The organism is Rhizobium sp. YTUHZ044, assembly GCF_051123975.1.
Classification (GTDB): domain Bacteria; phylum Pseudomonadota; class Alphaproteobacteria; order Rhizobiales; family Rhizobiaceae; genus Rhizobium.
On sequence record NZ_CP101426.1, the window covers coordinates 2045853 to 2068058 of the forward strand.

23 protein-coding genes, 2 pseudogenes and 2 riboswitches are annotated in these 22206 nt (G+C 60.4%); of the genes and pseudogenes, 13 read left to right on the forward strand and 12 right to left on the reverse strand.

All coding sequences use genetic code 11. From position 1 onward, the window contains the following. Positions 1 to 78 precede the first annotated feature (78 nt). Positions 79 to 345, forward strand: a complete 267-nt coding sequence (locus NL154_RS10210) for a hypothetical protein (protein WP_210631205.1) — start codon at positions 79 to 81, stop codon at positions 343 to 345. Positions 346 to 412: 67 nt separating this feature from the next. On the opposite strand, the gene NL154_RS10215 is transcribed toward NL154_RS10210, so the two are convergent. Both NL154_RS10215 and NL154_RS10220 read right to left on the reverse strand, forming a co-directional pair. Beyond that, positions 413 to 1480, reverse strand: coding sequence for a copper chaperone PCu(A)C (locus NL154_RS10215; RefSeq protein WP_434733995.1), 1068 nt, complete (start codon positions 1478 to 1480; stop codon positions 413 to 415). A 72-nt stretch (positions 1481 to 1552) separates the two neighbouring features. After that, entirely contained in the window at positions 1553 to 1933 is a 381-nt protein-coding gene (locus tag NL154_RS10220; RefSeq protein ID WP_221123368.1) for a hypothetical protein, read from the reverse strand. Positions 1934 to 2091: 158 nt separating this feature from the next. After that, a riboswitch (glycine riboswitch) is annotated at positions 2092 to 2184 on the forward strand. Next, positions 2185 to 2265, forward strand: a riboswitch (glycine riboswitch). It abuts the riboswitch before it with no gap. A 75-nt stretch (positions 2266 to 2340) separates the two neighbouring features. Between NL154_RS10220 and gcvT the strand changes: the two genes are divergently transcribed. The 5 genes and pseudogenes from gcvT to NL154_RS10245 form a co-directional block, all read left to right on the forward strand. Then, positions 2341 to 3477 (forward strand): glycine cleavage system aminomethyltransferase GcvT, encoded by a 1137-nt coding sequence (gcvT, locus tag NL154_RS10225; RefSeq protein WP_434733996.1) that lies wholly within the window; start codon positions 2341 to 2343, stop codon positions 3475 to 3477. 27 nt (positions 3478 to 3504) lie between these two features. After that, positions 3505 to 3867 carry a glycine cleavage system protein GcvH gene (gene gcvH, locus NL154_RS10230; RefSeq protein ID WP_434733997.1) on the forward strand — a complete coding sequence of 121 codons (363 nt, stop codon included), beginning with the start codon at positions 3505 to 3507 and terminating at the stop codon, positions 3865 to 3867. Beyond that, positions 3867 to 6731, forward strand: coding sequence for an aminomethyl-transferring glycine dehydrogenase (gene gcvP / locus NL154_RS10235; protein WP_221123370.1), 2865 nt, complete (start codon positions 3867 to 3869; stop codon positions 6729 to 6731). The genes gcvH and gcvP overlap by 1 nt, the downstream gene beginning before the upstream one ends. Before the next feature lie 209 nt (positions 6732 to 6940). Next, a complete protein-coding gene (locus tag NL154_RS10240) occupies positions 6941 to 7981 on the forward strand; it encodes a GH25 family lysozyme (protein ID WP_434733998.1) in 1041 nt (346 codons plus the stop codon). Further along, positions 7980 to 8204: pseudogene (locus tag NL154_RS10245) on the forward strand (hypothetical protein); the annotation flags it as partial. The gene NL154_RS10240 and the pseudogene NL154_RS10245, both read left to right, overlap by 2 nt. Here NL154_RS10245 and NL154_RS10250 read toward each other — a convergent pair. Next, a pseudogene (locus tag NL154_RS10250) lies at positions 8140 to 8451 on the reverse strand (arginase family protein); the annotation flags it as partial. The pseudogenes NL154_RS10245 and NL154_RS10250 sit on opposite strands and share 65 nt — an antisense overlap. Positions 8452 to 8547: 96 nt before the next feature. Here NL154_RS10250 and NL154_RS10255 point away from each other — a divergent pair. Then, entirely contained in the window at positions 8548 to 9711 is a 1164-nt protein-coding gene (locus NL154_RS10255) for an aminotransferase (protein WP_434733999.1), read from the forward strand. Here NL154_RS10255 and NL154_RS10260 read toward each other — a convergent pair. The 4 genes from NL154_RS10260 to hutC all read right to left on the reverse strand — a co-directional run bounded on the left by NL154_RS10260 (position 9688) and on the right by hutC (position 13361). Further along, positions 9688 to 10227 carry a flavin reductase family protein gene (locus NL154_RS10260; RefSeq protein ID WP_210631197.1) on the reverse strand — a complete coding sequence of 180 codons (540 nt, stop codon included), beginning with the start codon at positions 10225 to 10227 and terminating at the stop codon, positions 9688 to 9690. The genes NL154_RS10255 and NL154_RS10260 overlap by 24 nt on opposite strands. Next, a complete protein-coding gene (locus tag NL154_RS10265; RefSeq protein ID WP_210631196.1) occupies positions 10224 to 11579 on the reverse strand; it encodes an LLM class flavin-dependent oxidoreductase in 1356 nt (451 codons plus the stop codon). Before NL154_RS10265 ends, NL154_RS10260 begins: the two co-directional genes overlap by 4 nt. 115 nt (positions 11580 to 11694) lie before the next feature. After that, positions 11695 to 12624: a LysR substrate-binding domain-containing protein gene (locus NL154_RS10270; RefSeq protein WP_221147770.1), complete on the reverse strand. Its 930-nt coding sequence runs from the start codon at positions 12622 to 12624 to the stop codon at positions 11695 to 11697. Between the two features lie 29 nt (positions 12625 to 12653). Further along, positions 12654 to 13361: a histidine utilization repressor gene (hutC, locus tag NL154_RS10275; protein ID WP_434734080.1), complete on the reverse strand. Its 708-nt coding sequence runs from the start codon at positions 13359 to 13361 to the stop codon at positions 12654 to 12656. A 223-nt stretch (positions 13362 to 13584) separates the two neighbouring features. On the opposite strand from hutC, the gene NL154_RS10280 reads away from it, so the two are divergent. From NL154_RS10280 to NL154_RS10305, 6 genes are all read left to right on the forward strand, one after another. Beyond that, positions 13585 to 14418, forward strand: a complete 834-nt coding sequence (locus NL154_RS10280) for a transporter substrate-binding domain-containing protein (protein ID WP_405047675.1) — start codon at positions 13585 to 13587, stop codon at positions 14416 to 14418. 97 nt (positions 14419 to 14515) lie between these two features. Next, complete coding sequence (locus tag NL154_RS10285) at positions 14516 to 15157, forward strand: amino acid ABC transporter permease (RefSeq protein WP_434734000.1); 642 nt, start codon at positions 14516 to 14518, stop codon at positions 15155 to 15157. Then, positions 15154 to 15822, forward strand: coding sequence for an amino acid ABC transporter permease (locus tag NL154_RS10290; protein WP_434734001.1), 669 nt, complete (start codon positions 15154 to 15156; stop codon positions 15820 to 15822). The genes NL154_RS10285 and NL154_RS10290 overlap by 4 nt, the downstream gene beginning before the upstream one ends. After that, positions 15819 to 16610, forward strand: coding sequence for an amino acid ABC transporter ATP-binding protein (locus NL154_RS10295; RefSeq protein WP_221155769.1), 792 nt, complete (start codon positions 15819 to 15821; stop codon positions 16608 to 16610). The genes NL154_RS10290 and NL154_RS10295 overlap by 4 nt, the downstream gene beginning before the upstream one ends. Positions 16611 to 16816: 206 nt before the next feature. Next, positions 16817 to 17107 (forward strand): flagellar basal body rod C-terminal domain-containing protein, encoded by a 291-nt coding sequence (locus NL154_RS10300; protein ID WP_434734002.1) that lies wholly within the window; start codon positions 16817 to 16819, stop codon positions 17105 to 17107. A 151-nt stretch (positions 17108 to 17258) separates the two neighbouring features. Beyond that, the gene (locus NL154_RS10305) at positions 17259 to 17882 is read left to right on the forward strand and encodes a hypothetical protein (RefSeq protein WP_434734003.1); all 624 of its coding nucleotides are present in this window, start codon (positions 17259 to 17261) and stop codon (positions 17880 to 17882) included. 37 nt (positions 17883 to 17919) lie between these two features. On the opposite strand, the gene sufA is transcribed toward NL154_RS10305, so the two are convergent. The 5 genes from sufA to sufC form a co-directional block, all read right to left on the reverse strand. Then, positions 17920 to 18312, reverse strand: a complete 393-nt coding sequence (gene sufA, locus NL154_RS10310; RefSeq protein WP_221155772.1) for a Fe-S cluster assembly scaffold SufA — start codon at positions 18310 to 18312, stop codon at positions 17920 to 17922. A gap of 112 nt (positions 18313 to 18424) precedes the next feature. Then, positions 18425 to 18805, reverse strand: coding sequence for an SUF system Fe-S cluster assembly protein (locus tag NL154_RS10315; protein ID WP_210631188.1), 381 nt, complete (start codon positions 18803 to 18805; stop codon positions 18425 to 18427). A gap of 12 nt (positions 18806 to 18817) precedes the next feature. Then, a complete protein-coding gene (locus NL154_RS10320) occupies positions 18818 to 20059 on the reverse strand; it encodes a cysteine desulfurase (RefSeq protein WP_434734004.1) in 1242 nt (413 codons plus the stop codon). Positions 20060 to 20072: 13 nt separating this feature from the next. Beyond that, positions 20073 to 21347, reverse strand: a complete 1275-nt coding sequence (sufD, locus tag NL154_RS10325; RefSeq protein WP_221155774.1) for a Fe-S cluster assembly protein SufD — start codon at positions 21345 to 21347, stop codon at positions 20073 to 20075. Between the two features lie 24 nt (positions 21348 to 21371). After that, on the reverse strand, positions 21372 to 22127 hold the full coding sequence (gene sufC / locus NL154_RS10330) for a Fe-S cluster assembly ATPase SufC (RefSeq protein WP_221155775.1): 756 nt from the start codon (positions 22125 to 22127) through the stop codon (positions 21372 to 21374). Positions 22128 to 22206 lie beyond the last annotated feature (79 nt).

The following is a 22206-nucleotide window of genomic DNA, read 5'->3' on the forward strand; positions in this document are numbered from 1 at the left end:
GAATAAATTCTTTAAATTCAGTAAAATGCTAACAACTTTCTTATGCCGGCGCCAAGGTCCTGTCGATACTGTGCCGGCATGACCCAGCTCCTGTCCATTTCGGCAAGCACCGCCGCCATTGCCCTGGAAACGCTGAGAATACCGCAGCGCGTCGCCACGAGCACCGCCGCCCGCGACTCGCGCCGGCTCGCTGACCGGCAGTTAAAGGCCGAAGGCACCGAAGGAGTCGACGATCCCGCCAGTATCATCCAGTCGACCGAAGTGGCGCTCGACCTGATGGAGAGGGGCAATCGTCAGCCGCAGGCCGGCCTCAAGCAGGCGCTGCAGTCCTACGAAGACGTCTGAGGCAAGGCAACCGCCTCTCCAGCGAAAAGCCCGCGTCGCGGGCTTTTCTGTCTTAACCAGCCTGTGCTCACTTGCCTTGCGCCGAAAGTACCTGCAGCACCAAGTCAATCTTGCCGGCTTTCTCGAAGCTCAGCGTCACCGGCACCGTATCGCCCTGCTTGAACGGCGTCTTCACCTTCTGGAACATCAGATGCAGGTTGCCGGGCTCAAGCTTCACGGTCTGGCCTGCAGCAACGGCGATGCCATCCTTCAGCTGGCGCATCCGCATGACATTGTCCTTCGTCACCATCTCGTGAATCTGAACCTCACCGGCTGCCGGCGAGCTTACCGACACCAGTCGATCGTCCGTCTGGCCGTTATTCTTCACCGTGAAGAAGCCGCCGCCGACCGGCTGGCCTGGCAGCATCGCCTTGGCGAAGCCGCCGGAGATTTCGAGGTCGCCAGCCTTGACCGTTTCCCCGGCCGGGGCCCCAGCCGCCATAGCGGACATGTCCATGCCGGCTTTGCCGGTCGTGTCCATGCCGGCTTTGCCGGTCGTGTCCATGCCGGCTTTGCCGGTCGCGTCCATGCCGGGCATGCTCATCCCAGCCATGTCGTCATGGTCGTGGCCATGACCTTCGCCGGCAACGATCTTCAGCAGCGGCGCCGGGCTTTTTAGCTCATGCGCATCGCCGCCAGCCATTGCCACCTGATCCCAGACCGTGACCGCATCGCCGCAGAGCTGCGTCACCGGAAAGGCAAGCGAGCTGCCGGCCTCGACGCCCGAAACCTTCCCCTGGATGACGAAAGCATCGTAGAAATCATCAGAAAGATTGCCATTCTTCCAGCGGATCTCGATAGCGCCCGTCTTCACCTTGTCGCCGTGATTGTCGTAGGTCTTCTGGTAGTCGCCCTTGATCACTTCGAGCTCCCAACCGGCCTTTGGCTGCGGCTTGGCGAAGACGAAACCTTCCGGCAGTTTCACCCGCACTTCCGTGGTCGCCTTGCCATCACAGCCATGCGGCACCTGCAGCGTGGCGAGAATCGTGGTGTCCAGCGGCACCTCGCGGTCGAGGAAGCTGACATGCGCCTCGGCGCCGGCGAAGGCGGTAGCGGAAAGAAGCGCGGAAAGCGCGAAAGTCTTGATTGTTTTCATCGGATATCTCCTCGCCGGTCGCTATCTTCTTTGGGCGAACCGGCATTCTGCGTCTTAGGTTGCGGAGGCAGATCAGATGAGGGAAGGAGGCGCACGCGAATTTGCCCGGCTGACGGCGCTGACGCCGGCAACGGCCGCGGCCTCCATCGGGGCATTGACGAGCGAGGCGAGCTTGCGCGCGAGCCACGAACCCGCATCCGGCATCGGCAGGATCACCGACGCAGACAGCCGGCAGGCTTCGCAATTCGGCTTGAAGCCGACAGTCTTGCCTCCCGCCTCCTTCACTGTGACGCAGAGCGACGCAAAGCTGCCATCCGGCAGCATGTAGGCCGCGGCATCATAACCATCTGAAGCGGCAGCCTGCGGGGCCTGATGGGCGAATCCGAGCAAAAGCAGGCCCAAGGCGCAAAACATGCGCAGGAAGAGCATCGCTTTCAGTCCTGTCCGCCGCATGAAATCCCCTTCAACAGCAAGTCGCGATAGCCGTTTTCACGGCCGAATGCAAAAGCAGATTTGCCGCAGATCGCGCCCTGCCGTGAGTATGGCGACAAAAATTTGTCAGGTCACGACATTTGGCCTTGCCAAGTGCTGCGCCCGCCGGATAATTGCGGCCAACCCTGTTGGGAGAATCCGGTGCTTGTGCCACCGGTGCCGAAGGAGCAACCGCCCCGGAAACTCTCAGGCCAAAGGACCAGCAAGGGGGCAGACGGAACTCTGGAGAGAAGCGTTCTCGAAACGCTCGCCGAAGGGATAACAATCTCAGGCAAAGGGACAGAGGGGGCTCAGGAGAGAAGCGCGCAGCCGCGCCTTCAGATTTGAGCCCGCGCCTCAGCAAAAGGCGCAAACCCCGGAGGCGTCGTTTGGACGATACTGCTGCCCTCAACAAAACCCCGCTGCATGCCCTGCATCTTTCGCTCGGCGCCCGCATGGTGCCGTTTGCGGGTTACGACATGCCGGTGCAATATCCCGCCGGCGTCATGAAGGAACATCTTCATACCCGCGCCGAGGCTGGCCTCTTCGACGTCTCCCACATGGGCCAAGTCATCGTGAAGGCGAAGTCGGGCAGCTATGAGGATGCGGCGCTGGCGCTCGAAAGCCTTGTGCCTGTCGATATTCTCGGGCTCCCGGCAGGCCGCCAGCGCTATGGCTTCTTCACCGACGATACCGGCGGCATTCTCGACGATCTGATGATCACCCATCTCGACGACCACCTTTTCGTCGTCGTCAACGCCGCCTGCAAGGAGGCCGATCTCGCCCATCTGCAGGCCCATATCGGCGACCAGTGCGATATCACCCTTTTGGATCGCGCGCTGATCGCGCTGCAGGGACCGCGGGCGGTCGAGGTTCTCGCCGAACTCTGGGCCGACGTCGCGGCGATGAAATTCATGGATGTGCGCCACTGCCGCCTGCACGACGTTTCCTGCCTTGTCTCGCGTTCCGGCTATAGCGGCGAGGACGGCTTCGAAATCTCCGTCCCGGCTGACAAGGCCGAAGATGTCGCCATGCGGTTGCTCGAACATCCGGACGTCCAGGCGATCGGCCTCGGCGCCCGTGACTCCCTGCGTCTGGAAGCCGGCCTCTGCCTTTATGGCAACGACATCGACACCACCACCTCGCCGGTCGAGGCAGCGCTCGAATGGGCGATGCAGAAGGCGCGGCGGGCCGGCGGCGCACGCGCCGGCGGCTTTCCGGGCTCCGGCCGCATCCTCTCCGAACTCGAAAACGGCGCGGCCCGCCGTCGTGTCGGCCTGAAGCCGGAGGGCAAGGCGCCGGTGCGCGGCCATGCCAAGCTTTACGCCGATGCCGAGGGCAAGACCGAAATCGGCGAAGTCACATCGGGCGGCTTCGGCCCCAGCGTCGAAGGTCCCGTCGCCATGGGCTATCTGCCGATCTCCCATGCTGCGGTGGGCACCCAGGTCTATGCCGAGGTGCGCGGCAAGTTCCTGCCCGTCACTGTCTCCGCCCTGCCCTTCGTCACGCCGACCTACAAACGCTGAAACCCTGTTTTCCGAAAGGATTTTTCCATGCTGAAATTTACCGCTGAACATGAATGGCTCGAGCTCGACGGCGATGTCGCAACCGTCGGCATCACCACCTATGCCGTCGAACAGCTCGGCGATCTCGTCTTCGTCGAACTGCCGGAAGTCGGCAAGAGCTTTGCGAAGAACGACGATGCGGCAACCGTCGAATCCGTCAAGGCGGCCTCCGAAGTCTATTGTCCGCTCGACGGTGAGATCACCGCGGTCAACGAGGCAATCGTCGCCGATCCCTCGCTCATCAACTCCGATCCTCAAGGCGCCGGGTGGTTCTTCAAGCTCAAGCTCAAGAACCCAGCCGATGCCGACGGCCTGCTCGACCAGGCCGCCTACAGGGAGCTCACCGCGTAATGACGACGCCGACCGAATTCCAGTTCACCGACTATCAGCCCTACGATTTCGCCAATCGCCGGCATATCGGCCCCTCGCCGACGGAGATGACCGAGATGCTGAAGGTGATCGGCTATAGCAGCCTCGACGGCTTGATCGATGCGACGCTACCACCCGCCATCCGCCAGAAGGCGCCGCTCGTCTGGGGGGCGCCGATGACCGAGCGCGAGGCGCTCGACAAGCTGCGCGAGACCGCCAACAAGAATAAGGTGCTCGTTTCGCTGATCGGCCAGGGTTACTACGGGACGATCACGCCGCCAGTCATCCAGCGCAACATCCTGGAAAATCCTGCCTGGTATACGGCCTATACGCCTTACCAGCCGGAGATCAGCCAGGGCCGCCTCGAAGCGCTGCTGAACTACCAGACAATGATTTGTGACCTGACCGGCCTCGACGTCGCCAACGCCTCGCTGCTCGACGAGGCGACCGCCGCCGCCGAAGGCATGGCGATGGCCGAGCGCGTCTCCAAGTCGAAGGCGAAGGCCTTCTTCGTCGATGCCGACTGCCATCCGCAGACCATCGCCCTCATCCGTACCCGCGCCGAGCCGCTGGGCTGGAGCGTCATCGTCGGCAATCCCTTCACCGATCTCGATCCGGTCGATGTCTTCGGCGCGATCTTCCAGTATCCTGGCACGCATGGTCACGTGCATGACTTCACCGGCCTGATCTCCCGCCTGCACCAGACCGGCGCAATCGCCGTGGTCGCAGCCGACATTCTGGCGCTGACGCTGCTGAAATCACCTGGCGAAATGGGCGCCGATATCGCCATCGGCTCCTCGCAGCGCTTCGGCGTTCCCGTCGGCTACGGCGGTCCGCATGCGGCCTATATGGCGGTCAAGGATGCCATCAAGCGCTCCATGCCCGGCCGCCTCGTCGGCGTGTCCGTCGATTCCCGCGGCAACCGCGCCTATCGCCTGTCGCTGCAGACCCGCGAACAGCATATCCGCCGCGAGAAGGCGACCTCCAACATCTGCACCGCCCAGGTGCTGCTTGCCGTCATGGCGTCGATGTATGCCGTCTTCCACGGCCCGAAGGGCATCAAGGCAATCGCCCAGCAGGTGCACCAGAAGGCCGTGCTGATGGCCAAGGGCCTGGAGAAACTCGGCTACAAGGTCGAGCCCGAAAGCTTCTTCGATACGGTCACCGTCGATGTCGGCCACATGCAAGGCCTGATCCTGCGCGCCGCCGTCGCCGAGGGCGTCAATCTGCGCAAGGTCGGCGAGACCGGAATCGGCATCAGCCTCGACGAGCGCACGCGCCCCGCGACGCTCGAAGCAGTCTGGCGCGCCTTCGGCGGCAATTTTGCCATTGCTGATTTCGAGCCATCCTACCGCCTGCCGAAGGACCTGCTCAGGACCAGTGATTATCTCACCCACCCGATCTTCCACATGAACCGGGCCGAAAGCGAGATGACGCGTTACATCCGCCGGCTCTCCGACCGTGACCTCGCGCTCGACCGCGCCATGATCCCGCTCGGCTCCTGCACGATGAAACTCAATGCCACCGCGGAAATGTTGCCGATCACCTGGCCGGAATTTTCCGACATCCATCCCTTCGTGCCGGCAGACCAGGCGCTCGGCTATCGCGAAATGCTTGATGATCTCACGGAAAAGCTCTGCGCCGTCACGGGCTACGACGCCTTTTCCATGCAGCCGAATTCCGGCGCGCAAGGCGAATATGCCGGCCTGCTGACCATCCGCAACTACCACATCGCCAACGGCGAAGGCCATCGCGACGTCTGCCTGATCCCGACCTCGGCGCACGGCACCAACCCTGCCTCGGCGCAGATGGCCGGCATGAAGGTTGTCGTCATCAAGGTGCGCGAAAACGGCGACATCGACATGGAGGATTTCCGCGCCAAAGCCGAGGAGCATGCGGCAAATCTCTCCTGCTGCATGATCACCTATCCCTCGACGCACGGCGTGTTCGAGGAGACGGTCAAGCAAATCTGCGAACTGGTGCATCAGCACGGCGGCCAGGTCTATCTCGACGGCGCCAACATGAACGCCATGGTCGGCCTGTCCCGCCCCGGTGACATCGGCTCCGACGTCTCCCACCTCAACCTGCACAAGACCTTCTGCATCCCGCATGGCGGCGGAGGCCCCGGCATGGGCCCGATCGGCGTCAAGGCACATCTGGCGCCCCACCTGCCGGGCCACCCTGAAACCGACGGTCGTCCGGGCGCGGTTTCAGCAGCCGCTTTCGGCTCCGCGTCGATCCTGCCGATCTCCTGGAGCTACTGCCTGATGATGGGCGGCGAAGGCCTGACGCAGGCGACCAAGGTGGCGATCCTCAACGCAAACTATATCGCTGCCCGGCTGAAGGGCGCTTATGACGTGCTCTACAAATCGAAGACCGGCCGCGTCGCGCATGAATGCATCATCGACACGCGCCCGCTGGTCGACAGCGCCGGCGTCACCGTCGATGACGTCGCAAAGCGCCTGATCGACTGCGGCTTCCATGCGCCGACGATGAGCTGGCCTGTATCAGGCACGCTAATGATCGAGCCGACAGAAAGCGAGACCAAGGCCGAACTCGACCGCTTCTGCGAGGCGATGCTGGCGATCCGCGAGGAAGCCCGGGCCATCGAGGAAGGCCGCATGGACAAGGCCGACAACCCGCTGAAGAACGCCCCGCACACGGTGGAAGACCTTGTCGGCGAATGGGATCGTCCCTACAGCCGGGAACAGGCCTGCTTTCCGCCCGGCGCCTTCCGCGTCGACAAATACTGGTCGCCGGTCAACCGAGTCGACAATGTCTATGGCGACCGCAACCTGATCTGCACCTGCCCGCCGGTGGAAAGTTACGCAGAGGCGGCGGAATAACAGCAATTGCACAAGCCCTCCCGTGCCGTTCGGGAGGGCTTGCACGCCGGCATTGCACAGGCGGCGAACGGCGGACTGAACCCGGCCCCTTTTCAAGGCATTGGATTCAAATTTAACCTTTCTTAGCAAGTGTCTGTTAGCAATTTCAAATGGGCGGTTTTCCCTACCGGAAACGTCGCCATCGATCTTGGTTTTGCGTGCAGGTTCTTATGCGTCCATCGGCTGTATCAGCAATTCTCCTCGCCGCCGTGATCCTGTCGGGATGCTCTACAAGTTCCGGCGCCGAAGATGTACTCACCCCTGTGCCGTCGAAGGAAACTACCAACGCCATCACGAAGCCGAGCGGCCCGATACCGGCCGCTGCCGTTGGCGACGCCGCCCCGCAGGCAAGCCCGCCGCAGGAAGCATTGAGCTGGACCGGACCGGTTCCGGAACCTCAGGCGCTGGTGCCGACGGAGAGACCGGTCGGCATGCCGATGCCGACGGAACGGCCGGTTGCGATATTAATGCCTGCCAATCCGGGGATTGATCCGGATGCCGGCCCGAAATCACCGACGCGCTCGCGAATTTATAGCCACCGATTCCGCGACGCCAAACCGATCAACTTCGGCTCGACCTCACCCCGAAAGCTCGCCGTGCATGGCGTCGACGTCTCGCGCTGGCAAGGCGAGATCGATTGGGACACTCTGCGGCAGCAAGGCGCGAATTTCGTCTACATCAAGGCGACCGACGGCGGCGATCACCTCGATCCGATGTTCAGAAAGAACTGGCGCCGGGCCAAGGAAGCAGGCCTGAAACACGGCGCCTATCACTTCTTCTACTGGTGCCGGACAGCCGGCGAACAGGCCGACTGGTTCATCCGCAACGTTCCGAAGGAAGCCAACGCGCTTCCGCCCGTCATCGACGTCGAGTGGAACGGTGAGTCGAGCTGCAAGCGCCGCATCTCCCCGGCTCGGGTTCGAGAAAAGATGCAGGTCTTCATGGACAAGCTCGAGCGTCATTACGGCCAGCGCCCGATCATCTACACGGCGCCGGATTTCTATCGCGACAATCTGAAAGGTCAGATGCTCGATTATCCCTTCTGGCTGCGCTCGGTCGCCGCTCACCCGTCCAAGGTCTATCCCGGCCGCAAATGGCTGTTCTGGCAATATTCCGGCTCCGGCCTCTCCGACGGCGTCGACGGCAAGATCGACCTCAACGTCTTCAACGGCAGTGAAAGCGATTGGCACAACTGGGTGGTGTCACGTTAATCTCGACAGCCTGAAAGCCCATGTCCTTGCCTTCGTCACAGCCTATTACTGTGCCAAGCACCTCAAGGCTTTGCGGTGGCGAACGCCCTACCAGGCAATCTGCGATGCCTGGACAAAAGACCCCTCAATCCTCAAAATCAATACGCACCAGTTCATTAGGGGCCGATCCTTTCTATGGCGCGAAGCGCTCTCGGTCCGAAACGGGGGCCCGGGCGGTTGGTGACGCCGAGATCCATGGGTATCCCGGTGATCGCAACCTGGAGATTGCCGAAGTCCGGCTCATCGTCTGCGACCTGCATATAGGGTGCGCTGAGGAATGTCGGTACGCCGGCATATGGCGCCAGTCTCGTGCCGTTCTTGGAGATGATCTTCTCCGCCACTTTCCGAAACCTCTCATCGAATATCTCACCACCATTGGCGTCCGCGAAATCTGCGCGCATCTGTTCGAGTCGGTTTTTGTCCCACACCATGAGCATATGTCTTCGCTTCGGTCCCGTCTCAGGCGACAAAGGGATTGAGAAGGTAATTGGTATCGTTGTAGCAATTGCTATCAATGAGAAATCGACATGATCGCTGCAAAACCCAATTTACGTGTTTCCCGACTCTCTGCCCCGCCCATTCCTTCCGTCATTGCCTGGAGCCGCGAATATAAAGGCAACAAGGGGCCGCTCATCGATCTATCGCAAGCCGTACCCGGCTATCCCGCCCATCCGGAGATGCTTCGCCGGCTTGCCGAGGCGGCCGGACAACAGGCGATGACAGGCTACGGTCCAATCGAAGGCGAGCCCCTGTTACGCAAGGCCTATGCAGCACATCTCGCCGCGCTTTACGGCGCCGACCTTTCCGAAGGCAATATCCACATCACCGCCGGCTGCAATCAGGCGTTCATGTGCGCGGCGATCGCCCTTGCTGGCGCGGGCGATACGGTGGCTCTCACCAATCCCTTCTATTTCAATCACGATACGACGCTGTCGATGCTGGGAATCGGACGTCGATTGGTTGAGTGCGATCCTGCCAGCGGTTTTCTGCCTAACCCGAGTTCGACCGAAGCAGCACTTGCGGCCGGCGCCAAGGTGCTGGCAGTCGTCTCACCCAACAATCCGACCGGAGCGGTATATCCGCCAAGCCTGCTGCACGAGCTTTTTGTTCTTTGCCGGAAGTATGGCACCTGGCTGATCCTTGATGAAACCTATCGCGACTTCCTGGGCGAGGATTGCGGCCGGCCGCACTCACTCCTGTCCGAGCCGGGTTGGGAGGACACGGTCGTGCTTCTTTACAGTTTTTCGAAATCCTTTTGCATCCCCGGCCACAGGCTGGGTGCCATCACGGCAGGACCCAAGCTCGTCGCCGAGATCGCCAAGGTGATGGACAATATGCAGATCTGCGCACCGCGCTCGGCTCAGATCGCCGTTGCATCGGCTATCCCCGCGCTTGCCGATTGGCGGGCCGGCAACCGGCTGGAAATCGCGCGCCGGGCGGATGCGTTAAAGCTGGTCTTTTCCAGCTTGCATGATTGGGAAATAGGAGCGATCGGCGCATATTTCGCCTTCGTCCGTCACCCTTTCGCTGATCGATCATCTTCAGAGATCGCCGAAAGACTCGCCAGGGAATCGGGCATCGTCTGTTTGCCCGGCGCCTATTTCGGCGAGAGACAAGAGCATTACCTCAGACTTGCCTTTGCCAATGCGGATGTTGCCTCGATAGGGCTATTGTCGGAGCGGCTCCGCTAGAACGTGGCAATCGACCTCCGCCGGAAGTTCACGATAGCCGCCGCGCCAATAGATGAGCGGCCCTATGCCTTGTCGGACTTGGATGGCGCAAATATGCCCGATCAGAATCGCATGGGAATGATGGTGGAATTCCGTTTCGAGCTTGCAGTCCAGCACGGTAAGAGCGTTTTCGAGAACGGGCGCGCCAGTCGTGAGGCGATACCATCCCGCATTACCGAAGCGTTCCACGCCCTTGCGTCCGTCGAAACCTGCAAAGGATTGCGCCACCTGCTGCTGGTCGGCCGCGAGCACGTTGACACAGAAACAGCCGTACCGCTGCAATACCGGCCATGAGGAAGATGCGCGGTTGACACTGACGATGACGGAGGGCACCTCCGCCGATAATGAAGAGACCGAGGTTGCGGTGAAGCCGGTGTGGTCTTGTCCGTCGCCGACCGTGATCACACTGACCGCACCCGCCAGATGACGCATCGAAAGCTTGAAATCTGCTTCGCTGATCAAAGCCGCTGCACTCATCGGGCCGGCGTCTGCGTTTTGGCAAAACGGTTTGCCGGCATTGAAAGACCGAGGTTTTCGCGCAGGGTCCTTCCCTCATATTCCTCGCGGAACAGACCGCGGCGGCGAAGCTCGGGCAGGACGAGCCCCACGAAATCCTCGAGGCTGGACGGCAGAGTCGGGAACATCAGGATAAAGCCATCGGCGGCCCGCGTCTCGAACCATTCCTCCATAAAGTCGGCGATCTGGGTGGGCGTACCTGTAATGCCATTTCCGGTATGCTTCTCGGCATAGTGCCGGATGAGCTCGCCGACGGTATGGCCGCTCCTGACGAAACCGACCAGTTCGTCGAACAAGGCGCGTGAACCCTTCGGCGCCGCCGGAAGCCGATCCATGGGGAAGGGCTTATCGAGCGGCACGTCGCGCAAGTCCGCTTCCAGGAATTCGGAAAGCATTAACCGGCCGACATCAGGATGCATCTTGTCGATCAGATAGTCGACCTTCGCCTTCGCCTCGGCTACCGTTTCACCGACGTTGAGAACGATGCCCGGCATGATCTTCAGGTCGTCGGCATCGCGCCCATAGGCCGGCATCCGGCTCTTGACGTTTTCGTAGAAGGCCCTGTTCCGCTCGATATTCGACGCGAGGCTGAAGACGATCTCGGCAGTGCGCGCCGCCATGTCCATTCCGGGTTCTGAACCGCCGGCCTGGGCGATGACGGGACGGCCCTGGGGCGTTCGCGCAATGTTGAGGGGTCCGCGGACTTGGAAATGCTTGCCTTTGTGATTGAGGGTGTGGTGCTTGTCCTTGTCATAATAGACACCGTTTTCGCGGTCGAGAAGCAGAGCACCTTCCTCGAAGCTGTCCCAAAGGCCGAAAACGACATCGACGAATTCGTTGCCGCGCTCATAGCGTAGCGCGTGCGGATCAAGTCCCTCGCGATTGAAGTTGTAGCCGGTTTCGTCATGGTCGGAGGTGACAACATTCCAGCAGACGCGCCCGTTGCTCAGATGGTCGATCGAGGCGAACAGGCGGGCGACATTGTATGGCTCGTAATAACTTGTCGACACCGTCGCAACGAGACCGAGATTGCTGGTCGTGACCGCCAATGCTGATAGCAGTGAGAGGGGTTCGAAGCGATTCATCTTGGTCGGAATACGGGCAAGCGCATTCGGATCACCGACGGCGGCAGCCGGAGAATCCGCCATGAACATGAAATCGAACTTGGCCGCCTCGGATCGTTTGGCGACATCGAGCAGATGGGCGAAGTCATTGGCGCCGCCGACATCGCTGGCCGGATGCAGCCACGAGGCTGGATGAAAGCCGAAAGTGTAGACGAAGGTCCCAAGTTTCATCTTGTCAGTTCGCGCCATCGAGCTCTCCCCCTTATGCATGCTGCCGATTGAAGGTGGCCGCGCAAATTATCACCAGGCGCAAATTTTCATCAACATCGCGGCGCTAAGGTCCGTTTTAGATTTTCTAAAACGTTCACTTGGGGGCTGACACCAAAGCTTGCTGACGGGAAATGGCGACGAGCCAGTCGCGGAATTCGCGGCCGCGCGGCTTTTGCAGTGCCGCGCGGTCCCAGGCGAGAAAGTAGCTTTCGCGCAGCGGAATCCGCATATCGACGGGAGTGACGAGCGTCTGCGCCTCGAGCTCATCTGATATCATCGACATCTGCGCGAGGACGACGCCACGCTTGTTGACGGCTGCATCGATCGCGCTGCTCGACAGGGTAAAGGAGAGGCCGGGCGTCGACGCGTCGAACGGTATACCGGCCATGGCCGCAAACTCCGCCCAGCTTGGGTAAGGCGTGAAGTGCCTTTCCCACTCGACATGCAGAAGCGGCTGCTCGAAGAGATCTCGGGCCGCGTGCGCGCGATCCTGCATTAGCGACGGCGAGCAGACAGGCACGACCCAATCGCGAAACAGTTCAGTATAATGGTCGTGCTGCAGGACGTCCGACCCGTAGCTTACGCGGAAATCGACATCGTCGAAACCAATCCTGGGCTCCTTGTCCCGTCCAATAATTCTCACTTGAACATCGGGGTGTAGGGCCTGCCAGTCGAAGATTCGCCTGCCGATCCATTTGTTGACGACGGAAGAAAGTGCGCTAAGGACCAGCGGCGTCTCGTTGCGTGCCCTTTCCAATAACTGCTGAGCGAACGCAAATTGCTCAAATCCCTTCGAAATCTCCTGATGATAAAGCCGGCCCCAGGCGGTCAGCTCAACGGTTCGCCCGCTCCGCTCCAGCAGCGAAACTCCAAGAAAACTTTCGATCTTGTGAATTTGCTGGCTGATTGCCCCCGGCGAGACCTTGAGCTCCAGTGCCGCAGCCGTCACGCCGCCGCAACGCCCCACCGCCTCGAAGGCTTGCAGACCCTTGAGCGGGATCGTCTTGAAGCGCTCATCGATCACTTGCAGAACCTCCCGTGGTGTGCGCCAACTCAATTTGCCATCGGATGAAACGTCCCTGCGAACTGGAACCGGTCGCCTGGATGGGTAATCTCGACATATGTCACCGTCCGGCCGTTCTGCCAGGTCTGCCGGATTAGGCTAAGGCACGCCTGGCCTCTTTCTATCTCCAGCATTCGCGCCGTCGCCGTATCGGCCGAGACGGCGCGGATGACGTGTTTGGCCTTGGACCAGGGAACTTCTGCAAGCAGCCATTTGCCGGGCGGGATCGAGGCGAAGCTCTCGTCGCGCGCACGTGGGACGGCGTCGAGCATGATGATCCGCCGTTCGATGGCATTGGGTCTGCCGTCCACGATATGCAGGCATTGAAGCCTGAGTATCTCCGCATCGGGAGTTTCCGACAGCTGTTGTGCGTCCGTTTCTCCAAGGCGTTCGACTTTACGGGTGAGAAGCTCGAAGCGGTGTTCGTGCCCGGCCAGTTCCGCTTCGGTGCTGATATCCTGAATATCCATTACCGTGCGGTCGATCTGGGGCGACGCAACAAACGAACCGGCCTTGCGCCTTCTGACGATCATGCCGCGCTCGACCAGAGCCGACAGTGCCTTGCTGACGGTCATGCGCGAGCATTGATATTCCGCGACCAGTTCATGTTCTATGGGAATACGGTCGCCGGGCCGCCAATCGCCGCTAATGATCTTCGCCTCGATATCCGTGTAAATGCGCTGATAAATCGACACCAAATCCACACCTCGTTGGGCGTCACGATCAAAGTGCCGGAGCGGTCGCGTCACACCGGCAAAGATTGCCGCCACCCGGCACAATTTTTGCGTTCCTTGACTTTTACATTGACACTCTAGGCCAGCCTATATCTATTTGTATAGTCAAAAGCGGAGCATAAGAATCCGCGCATTGAAATCAAAATCGGGAACAAAACTCCTCCGTCGGAGGAATAAAACTGGAGAGATGATCATGAAGGCAAAGTCACTGCTGACGGGTCTGGTCGGCGCTGCGTTCCTGTTAGGAGCAGCCTTTTCCGCCCACGCAGCCGATACGCTGGCGGCCGTCAAGGCAGCCGGCACGCTCAAGGTTGGCACCGAAACGGCTTTCGCACCGTTTGACTATATCGACGCCGGTGAACATACGGGCCTGAACGTCGACCTTTTTGCCGAGATCGGCAAGGAACTTGGCGTCAAGATCGAGTGGGTGGCACTTCCCTGGGACGGCGTCTTCCCCGCGCTTGAGGCTGGCAAGTTCGATATCGTCGCAGGTCCTGCAACGATCACCAAGAAGCGCATGGAGCGCTATCGCTTCACGCCGCCGATCGCCGAAGCGACGATTGCCATCCTTAAGAAGGCCGGTGACACGACGATCAGCAAGCCGGAAGACATTGCCGGCAAGACGATTGGTGTCGGCAAGGCAACTGCCCAGCTCGACCAGCTGAAGGAATTCTCCGACACGCTGCCGACCAAAGTCGATGTGCGCGAATATCCTGCCTTCACGGAGACCTACGCCGATCTCGCAGCCGGCCGTATTGCCGGCGTTGCCAATTCGCTCCCGAACATCGCCTTTGTCGCGAGCCAGCGAAAGGGCACTTTCGAAGTCGTCCTGCCGCCTTTCGGAAAGAAGTCCTATTTCGGCTTCATCGGTCTCAAGGACGCCGATCACGCCCCGCTGATGGACGCGGTCGATGCCGCGATGCTCAAGATCAAGGCAGACGGGCGTATGGCAGAGCTGCAAAAGAAGTGGTTCGGTGCGTCTTTCGACACACCGGACGCTGTCAAGGATCCGGCATTCTAATCATTGCCGGTGAAATGCTCGCGCCCCGCCATCGGTCGGGGCGCAATTTGCCGTGCGAACAGACGTGACGGCCGCAGCACGCAGGCAAGTACCGCCCATGTCCACCAAACTTTTCGAACTTCTTCTGCAAGCTTCGATCTACACGGTCACGATCAGCGTGGTTTCGATTCTGATCGGCTTTGCGATCTCGATCATTGTTTCCGCCATGCTCCTTTCGCGGCAACGGCTTTTCGTGCTGCTGGGGCAGGTTTTCATCAGCTTCTTTCGCGGCGTACCGCTGCTGGTGCAGCTGTTGCTGATCTACAACCTTCTGCCGGTGATCGGCATCAACGTGCCGAGTATCGTTGCGGCCATCGTTGGCCTTTCGCTGTGCACGGCTGCCTATCAGGCTGAAAATCTGCGCGGCGGTTTTGCCAGCGTCCCCTCGGGCCTTGTCGAGTCCGCCGAGATGGTCGGTCTCACGCCCATGCAGATTTTCCGCCGGATCAAGGCGCCAATCGCTCTGCGGCTGACCTTTCCGGCGCTCGTCAACGAAGCGATCCTTATTTTGAAGGCTTCTTCGCTGGTCTCCGTTGTCGGGATCGTCGAGCTGACCCGCATGGCCCAGGACCTTGCCGGCAGCACCTTTCTGCCGCTCGAAATCTTCGCTTCCGCCGGTCTGATCTACCTCGCCATCAATTGGATCGTAGCGCTTGCCGGCGGTCTGATCGAGCGCTCCCTGCCGGGAGCACCGCGATGACGTTCGATATCAATGTGATTTTCAGCCATTTGCCGGAGATCGCCAGCGGTGCCTTCGTGACAATCGTTATCTGGATCGTCGCCGCTCTTGCCGCTGCCGTTCTGGGTTTCCTTGTCGCTGTCGCGCGGCTTTTTGGCGGGGTGCTCTTGGACAGGGCGTTCGGGATTGTCATCGCAGTGCTGCGCGGCACGCCCTTCCTCATTCAGATATTCCTCGTCTACTACGGCGGCCCCTTCGTCGGATTGTCGCTCAATCCGATCCCGGCAGGCGTCGTTGGCCTGTCCATCTACGGCGCGGCCTATTTCAGCGAGATATTCCGCTCGGGCTTTGCCGCCGTCCCGAAGGGGCATATCGAAGCGGGTCTATGCGTTGGCCTGACACACACGCAGATCGTCAGGCGCATATTGCTGCCTGAGATGACCATGCTGGTGCTGCCGCCATCGCTCAACATGACGATCATCCTCATGAAGGAGACGGCCGTGTTGTCCATCATCACCGTGCCGGAACTGACGGCAACACTGAGCGCCATCGGATCGCAGCAATATGCATTTGTCGAAGCGCTTTTTGTCCTCGCCCTCTTCTACTGGGCGCTTGTCGAAATCACCGGCTGGCTCGGTCGTCTCGCCGAAACGAAACTCACCAGATTCAGGTTTTTCAACATATGAGTGTTCCCGCGATCGCAGTCAAAAATCTTGTCAAGACGTTTGGCGATTCCACCGTACTGAACGGTATCGATCTTGATATCGCGCAGGGACGGGTTTCCTGCGTGATCGGTCCATCAGGATCCGGCAAGAGCACGCTGCTGCGCTGCATGGCGTTTCTGGAAGAATCGACAAAGGGCACCATTGCCGTCAATGGCGAGGTGCTCGGCTTTGCGGAAAATGCGAAGGGCGTAAGGGAGCGATTGCCGGCCGCCGCAAATCGGCGGATTCGTGCCCAGATCGGCATGGTTTTTCAGCAATTCAATCTCTGGCCGCACATGACGGCGCTCGGCAACGTCAGCGAGGCGCTGAAGACGGTTCACAAGATGAACCGCAAGGACGCGGAGGAGCGGGCAATGGCCCAGCTCGCCAAAGTCGGTCTCGAGGGTCGGGCAAACCACTATCCGTCACAGCTCTCGGGAGGACAGCAGCAGCGTGTTGCTATCGCGCGGGCCCTGGCTCTCAACCCGAAGATCATGCTCTTTGACGAACCAACCTCATCACTCGATCCGGAACTGACTGGCGAAGTGCTGAACGTCATGCGCGATCTCGCCGCCGAAGGCATGACAATGGTCGTCGTTTCTCACGAGATCGGGTTTGCCGCAACGGTCGGCCAGCAGATCATCTTTCTCGATCACGGCAAGGTGCTGTTCACCGGTCCGCCCCAAGAGGTTTTCAAGCGACCGAGAAACCCGCGCCTCGAGCAGTTTCTTGATACCTATATCGATCGCGGAGCCTCGATGTTGCTGTGATGCTCGTCCTTACTTGATCCGTCCAGGCGTCTTGGTTCTGTAGGTTTGTGCCCGTGGAGATCCCGATATGGCTGCGCGCCGTGCCATTGCGAGGCACATCTGACGGCATGGTTGCGTACCCATAGGTCTTTGCTAACGCAACGCCTTCAGCATTCCCTAAATCCCTCCGGGTAAAAGACGACTATCCAGTTCTGGGGAAACGGCTGATGAGCATATCGAGTATTGCAGGCACTGCTCTTTTGGGAATGCGGGCACAGACGACGCGGATCAGCGCGATCGCCAGCAACGTCGCAATCAGCAGCACCCCTGGTTATAACAGTCTGAACACCAGCCTCACCTCCGTTGCCTCAGGCGTCGGTCCCACGGATTCGGATGTCGATCCAGCCACCGAACTCACCGAGCTGATCGAAGCCGAGCAAAGCTACAACGCGAACGCCATGGTCTTCGAGACCGGCGCCGACATGTGGGAAATGCTCATGAGCATCAAGCGCGACTGAGCGCGATTATCAGCCGCTGCACTGGTTGTTATTTTGTTTGCATCATGCCTGTGACGATCCACATAGTGCTTCAGTCGTCGCGAAATCAGCTGACCCGCTTACAGTAATTGCTATATCTAGACCCTATTACGTTTTCAGCGAAGAATTCCGCTTGCGCCGCATTACCTTGTTCGTACTTCTGAATTTATCTCTGATAACCAGCGCCGGTGCTAGCGAAGACCTGTCTGGTGTTTGGCGCGACCTGTTCACACGATGTCGAATTGCCGTGGAGACAGGCAAAGAATTTGATGCAAAAGGATTACGTGACCTTGGGCGCGACATGAGGACGGTAGCCCCGAAGACCGCTCCCGGGGTGCCCTTTCCATTTTTACCTGGATACCAGGTAACCGAGCAGCACTGGGAAGTTCCCGGTGCTCGTTTTGTCATCGTGGAAGCCGAATATGCACCTGTTCGTGGCAAATCGAGACGTTCATGCAAAATTGAACTCGGTCCGAGAGCGGAGTCGATATCGGCAGCCGAGGAAGCGCGCCTGACGGCCGCATTTGTTGCGGAACGAGATAGACTCTTTAGCACTGGATACTACGAGCAGTGGAATCCCGATCCTGTATTTTCCACGAACCTCGGTGTTCGGCTGGCCGGCAACAACCCTCATGGCTGCCGTGTCGTCTCATACCTAGATATCGAGACGCAACACGCACCATCGTTTCTTATGACAGGTTCTGCTGAGCAGGACGGAACCTGCGGTGCGGCGCCTCGCTTTGCTCACCCACAATAAAGAGCGATGCGGCCCCGACCAAGGCCACCGGATCTTATCACGAATGCGCCGGCTCGCTCTGGCGCTGTGCGGCGAGAGCCGCAAGATCGGCAGGTTTCAGCTCGACGGATTCGCCGCAGCCGCAGGCCGACGTCTGGTTCGGATTGGTGAAGGTGAAGCCGGAGCGGAGCGTCGTCTGCTCGAAGCCCATCTCGGTGCCGAGAAGATAAAGCACGGCTGAGGGCTCGATCCAGACCTTGGCGCCGTCGCGCTCGATCAGATCGTCCTTTGCATTCGGCTCGGTCACCAGGTCAATGGTATATTCCATCCCGGCGCAGCCGCCCTTCTTGATGCCGACACGAACGCCCTTGGCTTCCGGCCCGGAATTTTCGACGATCGCCTTGACGCGGGCGGCAGCCCCTTCCGTCATGCTCATCACTGCAAAGCCCATCGGCTTCATCTCCTTCCACAACCGGGGTCAAGATCCGGTGCTTCGTGAATCAAATGTAGTCGCCCGAGGTAAATGGATCAATACCGCGCGCGGTACTGTGTACTAGCGTAGCTCAGTACCAGCCGACGGCGACCTGCGCCTCCTCGGACATGCGGTCCGGCGTCCACGGCGGATCAAAGGTCATTTCGACCTCGACGCCCGACACACCTTCGACGGCGCCAACGGCATTCTCCACCCAGCCCGGCATCTCGCCGGCGACCGGGCAGCCGGGAGCGGTCAGGGTCATCATGATCTTGACCATCCGGTCGTCCTCGATGTCGATCTTGTAGATCAGGCCGAGTTCGAAAATGTCGGCAGGGATTTCCGGGTCGTAGACGGTTTTCAGCGCGGCGATGACGTCATCACTGAGCCGCGCCAGTTCATCGGCCGGGATGCTGGAATGCACGATGCCTTCGCGCACGTCGATCTTCTGTTCGCTTTCGTCCAGGCTCATCACGGACACTCCTCAGGCAAAGAACTTGCGCGCATAATCAAGCGCATCGGCCAGCGCATCGACCTCGGCGCGGGTATTGTACATGCCGAACGATGCTCGGCATGTGGAGGTGACGCCGAAGCGTTTCAAGAGCGGCATGGCGCAATGCGTGCCGGCCCGCACTGCAATGCCCTGCCGGTCGATCACCATCGAGACGTCATGGGCATGGATGCCGGCAAGCTCGAAGGAGAAGATGCTCCCCTTGCCGGGCGCCGTCCCGAACATCCGCAGCGAATTGACCGATCTGAGGCGCTCGGCTGCGTAAGCCGCAAGATCGGCCTCATGGCGGGCGATTGCCTCGCGCCCGACCTTCTCCATATAGTCGAGCGCATAACCGAGCCCGATCGCCTGGACGATCGGCGGCGTGCCGGCTTCGAAGCGATGCGGCGGATCGTTGTAGGTGACCGCGTCCTCGGCGACTTCGAAGATCATCTCGCCGCCGCCCTGGAAGGGGCGCATCTGCGAGAGCCGCTCCTTCTTGCCATAGAGCACGCCGATACCCGACGGGCCGTAGAGCTTGTGGCCGGTCATGACATACCAGTCGCAATCGATGTCCTGCACGTCGACCGACAGGTGCACGGCACCCTGACTGCCGTCGATCAGCACCGGGATGCCGCGTTCATGCGCGATCCGGCAGATTTCCTTGACCGGAACGATCGTGCCGAGCGCATTCGACATATGGGTAATGGCGACGAGCTTGGTGCGCTCCGTCAGGCTTTTCTCGAAATCCTCGATATGGAAGGCGCCTTCGTCATCGACCGGAACCCAGACCAGCTTCGCGCCCTGGCGCTCGCGGATGAAGTGCCAGGGCACGATGTTGGAATGGTGCTCCATGATCGTCAGGACGATCTCGTCGCCTTCGCCGATCTTCGGCATGCCCCAGCCATAGGCGACAGTATTGATCGCTTCGGTCGAATTTTTAGTGAAGACGATGTCGTTGACCGAGGGCGCGTTGAGGAAGCGGCGGACCTTCTCGCGCGCTGCCTCATAGGCATCCGTGGCGGCGTTCGAAAGGTAGTGCAGGCCGCGATGCACATTGGCATATTCATGCGCGTAGGCATGCGAGATGGCGTCGATGACCGCCTGCGGCTTCTGCGCCGAGGCGCCATTATCAAGATAGACCAGCGGCTTGCCGTGCACCTTCTCCGCCAGGATCGGGAAATCCCGGCGGATGGCTTCGACGTCGTACTCAGTGGCCGGCACTATCTTGTCCATGGCATTTATCCGATCAGGCGTGCTTTTCGAGCCAAGCCGAAATCACGCTTTCCAGCGCCTCGACCAGGGCCTCGTCTTCCAGTTCCTCGACGATCTCGGCGACGAAGGCGTTGACGAGCATCGCCCGCGCCTTGTTCTCCGGAATGCCGCGCGCCATCATGTAATAGAGATGATTGGCATCGATATCGGTGACCGTCGCGCCATGGCCGCATTGCACGTCGTCGGCGAAGATCTCGAGCTCCGGCTTGACCGAAAACTCGGCGTCGTCGGACATCAAGAGCGTGTTGCAGGCCATCTTGGCGTCGGTCTTCTGCGCATCGGGCGCAACCCGGATCATGCCCTGGAAGACACCCTTGGCGCGGTCGAAGACGACGTTGCGAATCACTTCGGTCGAACCGGTATGTGGGACGTCGTGGCCGAGCACCATCGTCACATCGGTATGGCTATCGGCCCCGAGCAGGTTGATGCCGCGCAGCGTCAGATCGGCGCCCTCGCCCGTCACCTTGATATTCAGTTCCTGGCGCACCAGCTTGCCGCCCGCATTGATGACAAACAGCCGGAGCTTGGCGTCGGCGCCGAGATCGATGCGGATCTGGCCAAGATGAGTATCGTCGGGACCCTGCTGCTGCAGGATGATCCAGGTCAGCTCCGTGCCCTCGCTGACTGTGATGTCACTGATATGGGACACGAAGGCGGCATCGCCCGTCACCGCACGGTGACGCTCGATGACAGTTCCCTTGACGCCGGCGCCGAAGGAAACCGGAAGACGCGTATGCGTCTGCCCGCCGGCATGGATGAACTGGATTTCCAGCGGATTTTCAAGTTCGGTTTCATCAGGCATGTCGACCACATAGCCGTCGCGCACGAAGCTGCCGTTGATCCGACCGACCGCATCGTCGCTGCCCAACGCATCGAGCCTTTCGACGGCGGAACCGTCGATCAGCCGTTCGGAATAGGCCGACAGGCCAAGACCGTCGACGGCCGCCTTCTGATTGGCATGGCCCTGAATGACCGCCAGCACCGAGGAACCGGCAACGACCGGCTCAAGCGCGTTGGAGCCGGCATCACCCACTTGCGCCGGCAAGGCGCGCAGCAGATTCTTGAGGTCGGTATAGTGCCAGGCTTCGATGCGGCGCGTCGGCAGGCCCGCCTTCTTGAGGTCGTCGAGAAGCCGGTCACGCAGGGCCGTCACTGCACCATTGCCGGGCAGGTCGCCGATCTGCTGATTGAAGGCGTCGATCAGCGCCGTTTCGGCCGCGGTCAGGCGGCTCGTCGTCTGCATGTTCATGGACGTCGTCCTTTCCACCCGAACTCAGGCCGCTGCGCCGATGATGTCGGCGTAACCATTGGCTTCCAGCTCATGCGCCAAGGTCTTGTCGCCCGACTTGATGACCTGACCCTTGTAGAGAACGTGGACGGTGTCAGGCACGATATAGTCGAGCAGGCGCTGGTAATGGGTGATGACGACGACGGCGCGATCAGGCGAACGCAGCGCGTTGACGCCATCGGCAACGATCTTCAGCGCGTCGATATCGAGGCCGGAATCGGTTTCGTCGAGCACGCAGAGCTTCGGCTCCAGCAGCGCCATCTGCAGGATCTCGGCACGCTTCTTCTCGCCGCCGGAGAAGCCGACATTGAGCGGCCGCTTCAGCATCTCGGTATTGATCTGCAGCTTGGCCGCGGCTTCCTTGACGCGGCGCATGAAATCCGGCGTCGTCAGCTCGTCCTCGCCGCGCGCCTTGCGCTGCTCGTTCATCGCCACCTTGAGGAACTGCATGGTGGCGACGCCCGGGATTTCGACCGGATACTGGAAAGCGAGGAAGATGCCCTTGGCGGCGCGCTCGGATGGATCGAGCTCGAGAATGCTCTCGCCGTTATAAAGGATGTCGCCTTCGGTCACTTCATAGTCTTCGCGGCCGGACAGCACATAGGAAAGTGTCGACTTGCCGGAGCCGTTCGGCCCCATGATCGCCGCAACTTCGCCGGCCTTTACCGTAAGGTTCAGACCACGGATGATCTCGGTGCCGTCTTCGGCGATGCGGGCATGAAGGTTTCTGATTTCAAGCATTTTTCGTTCCTGCGTTCCTCTGCGTAGCTCGTCTGAGCCTCGCGTAATTTCTAAGGGCATCGACATGTTGTGCTCGGCG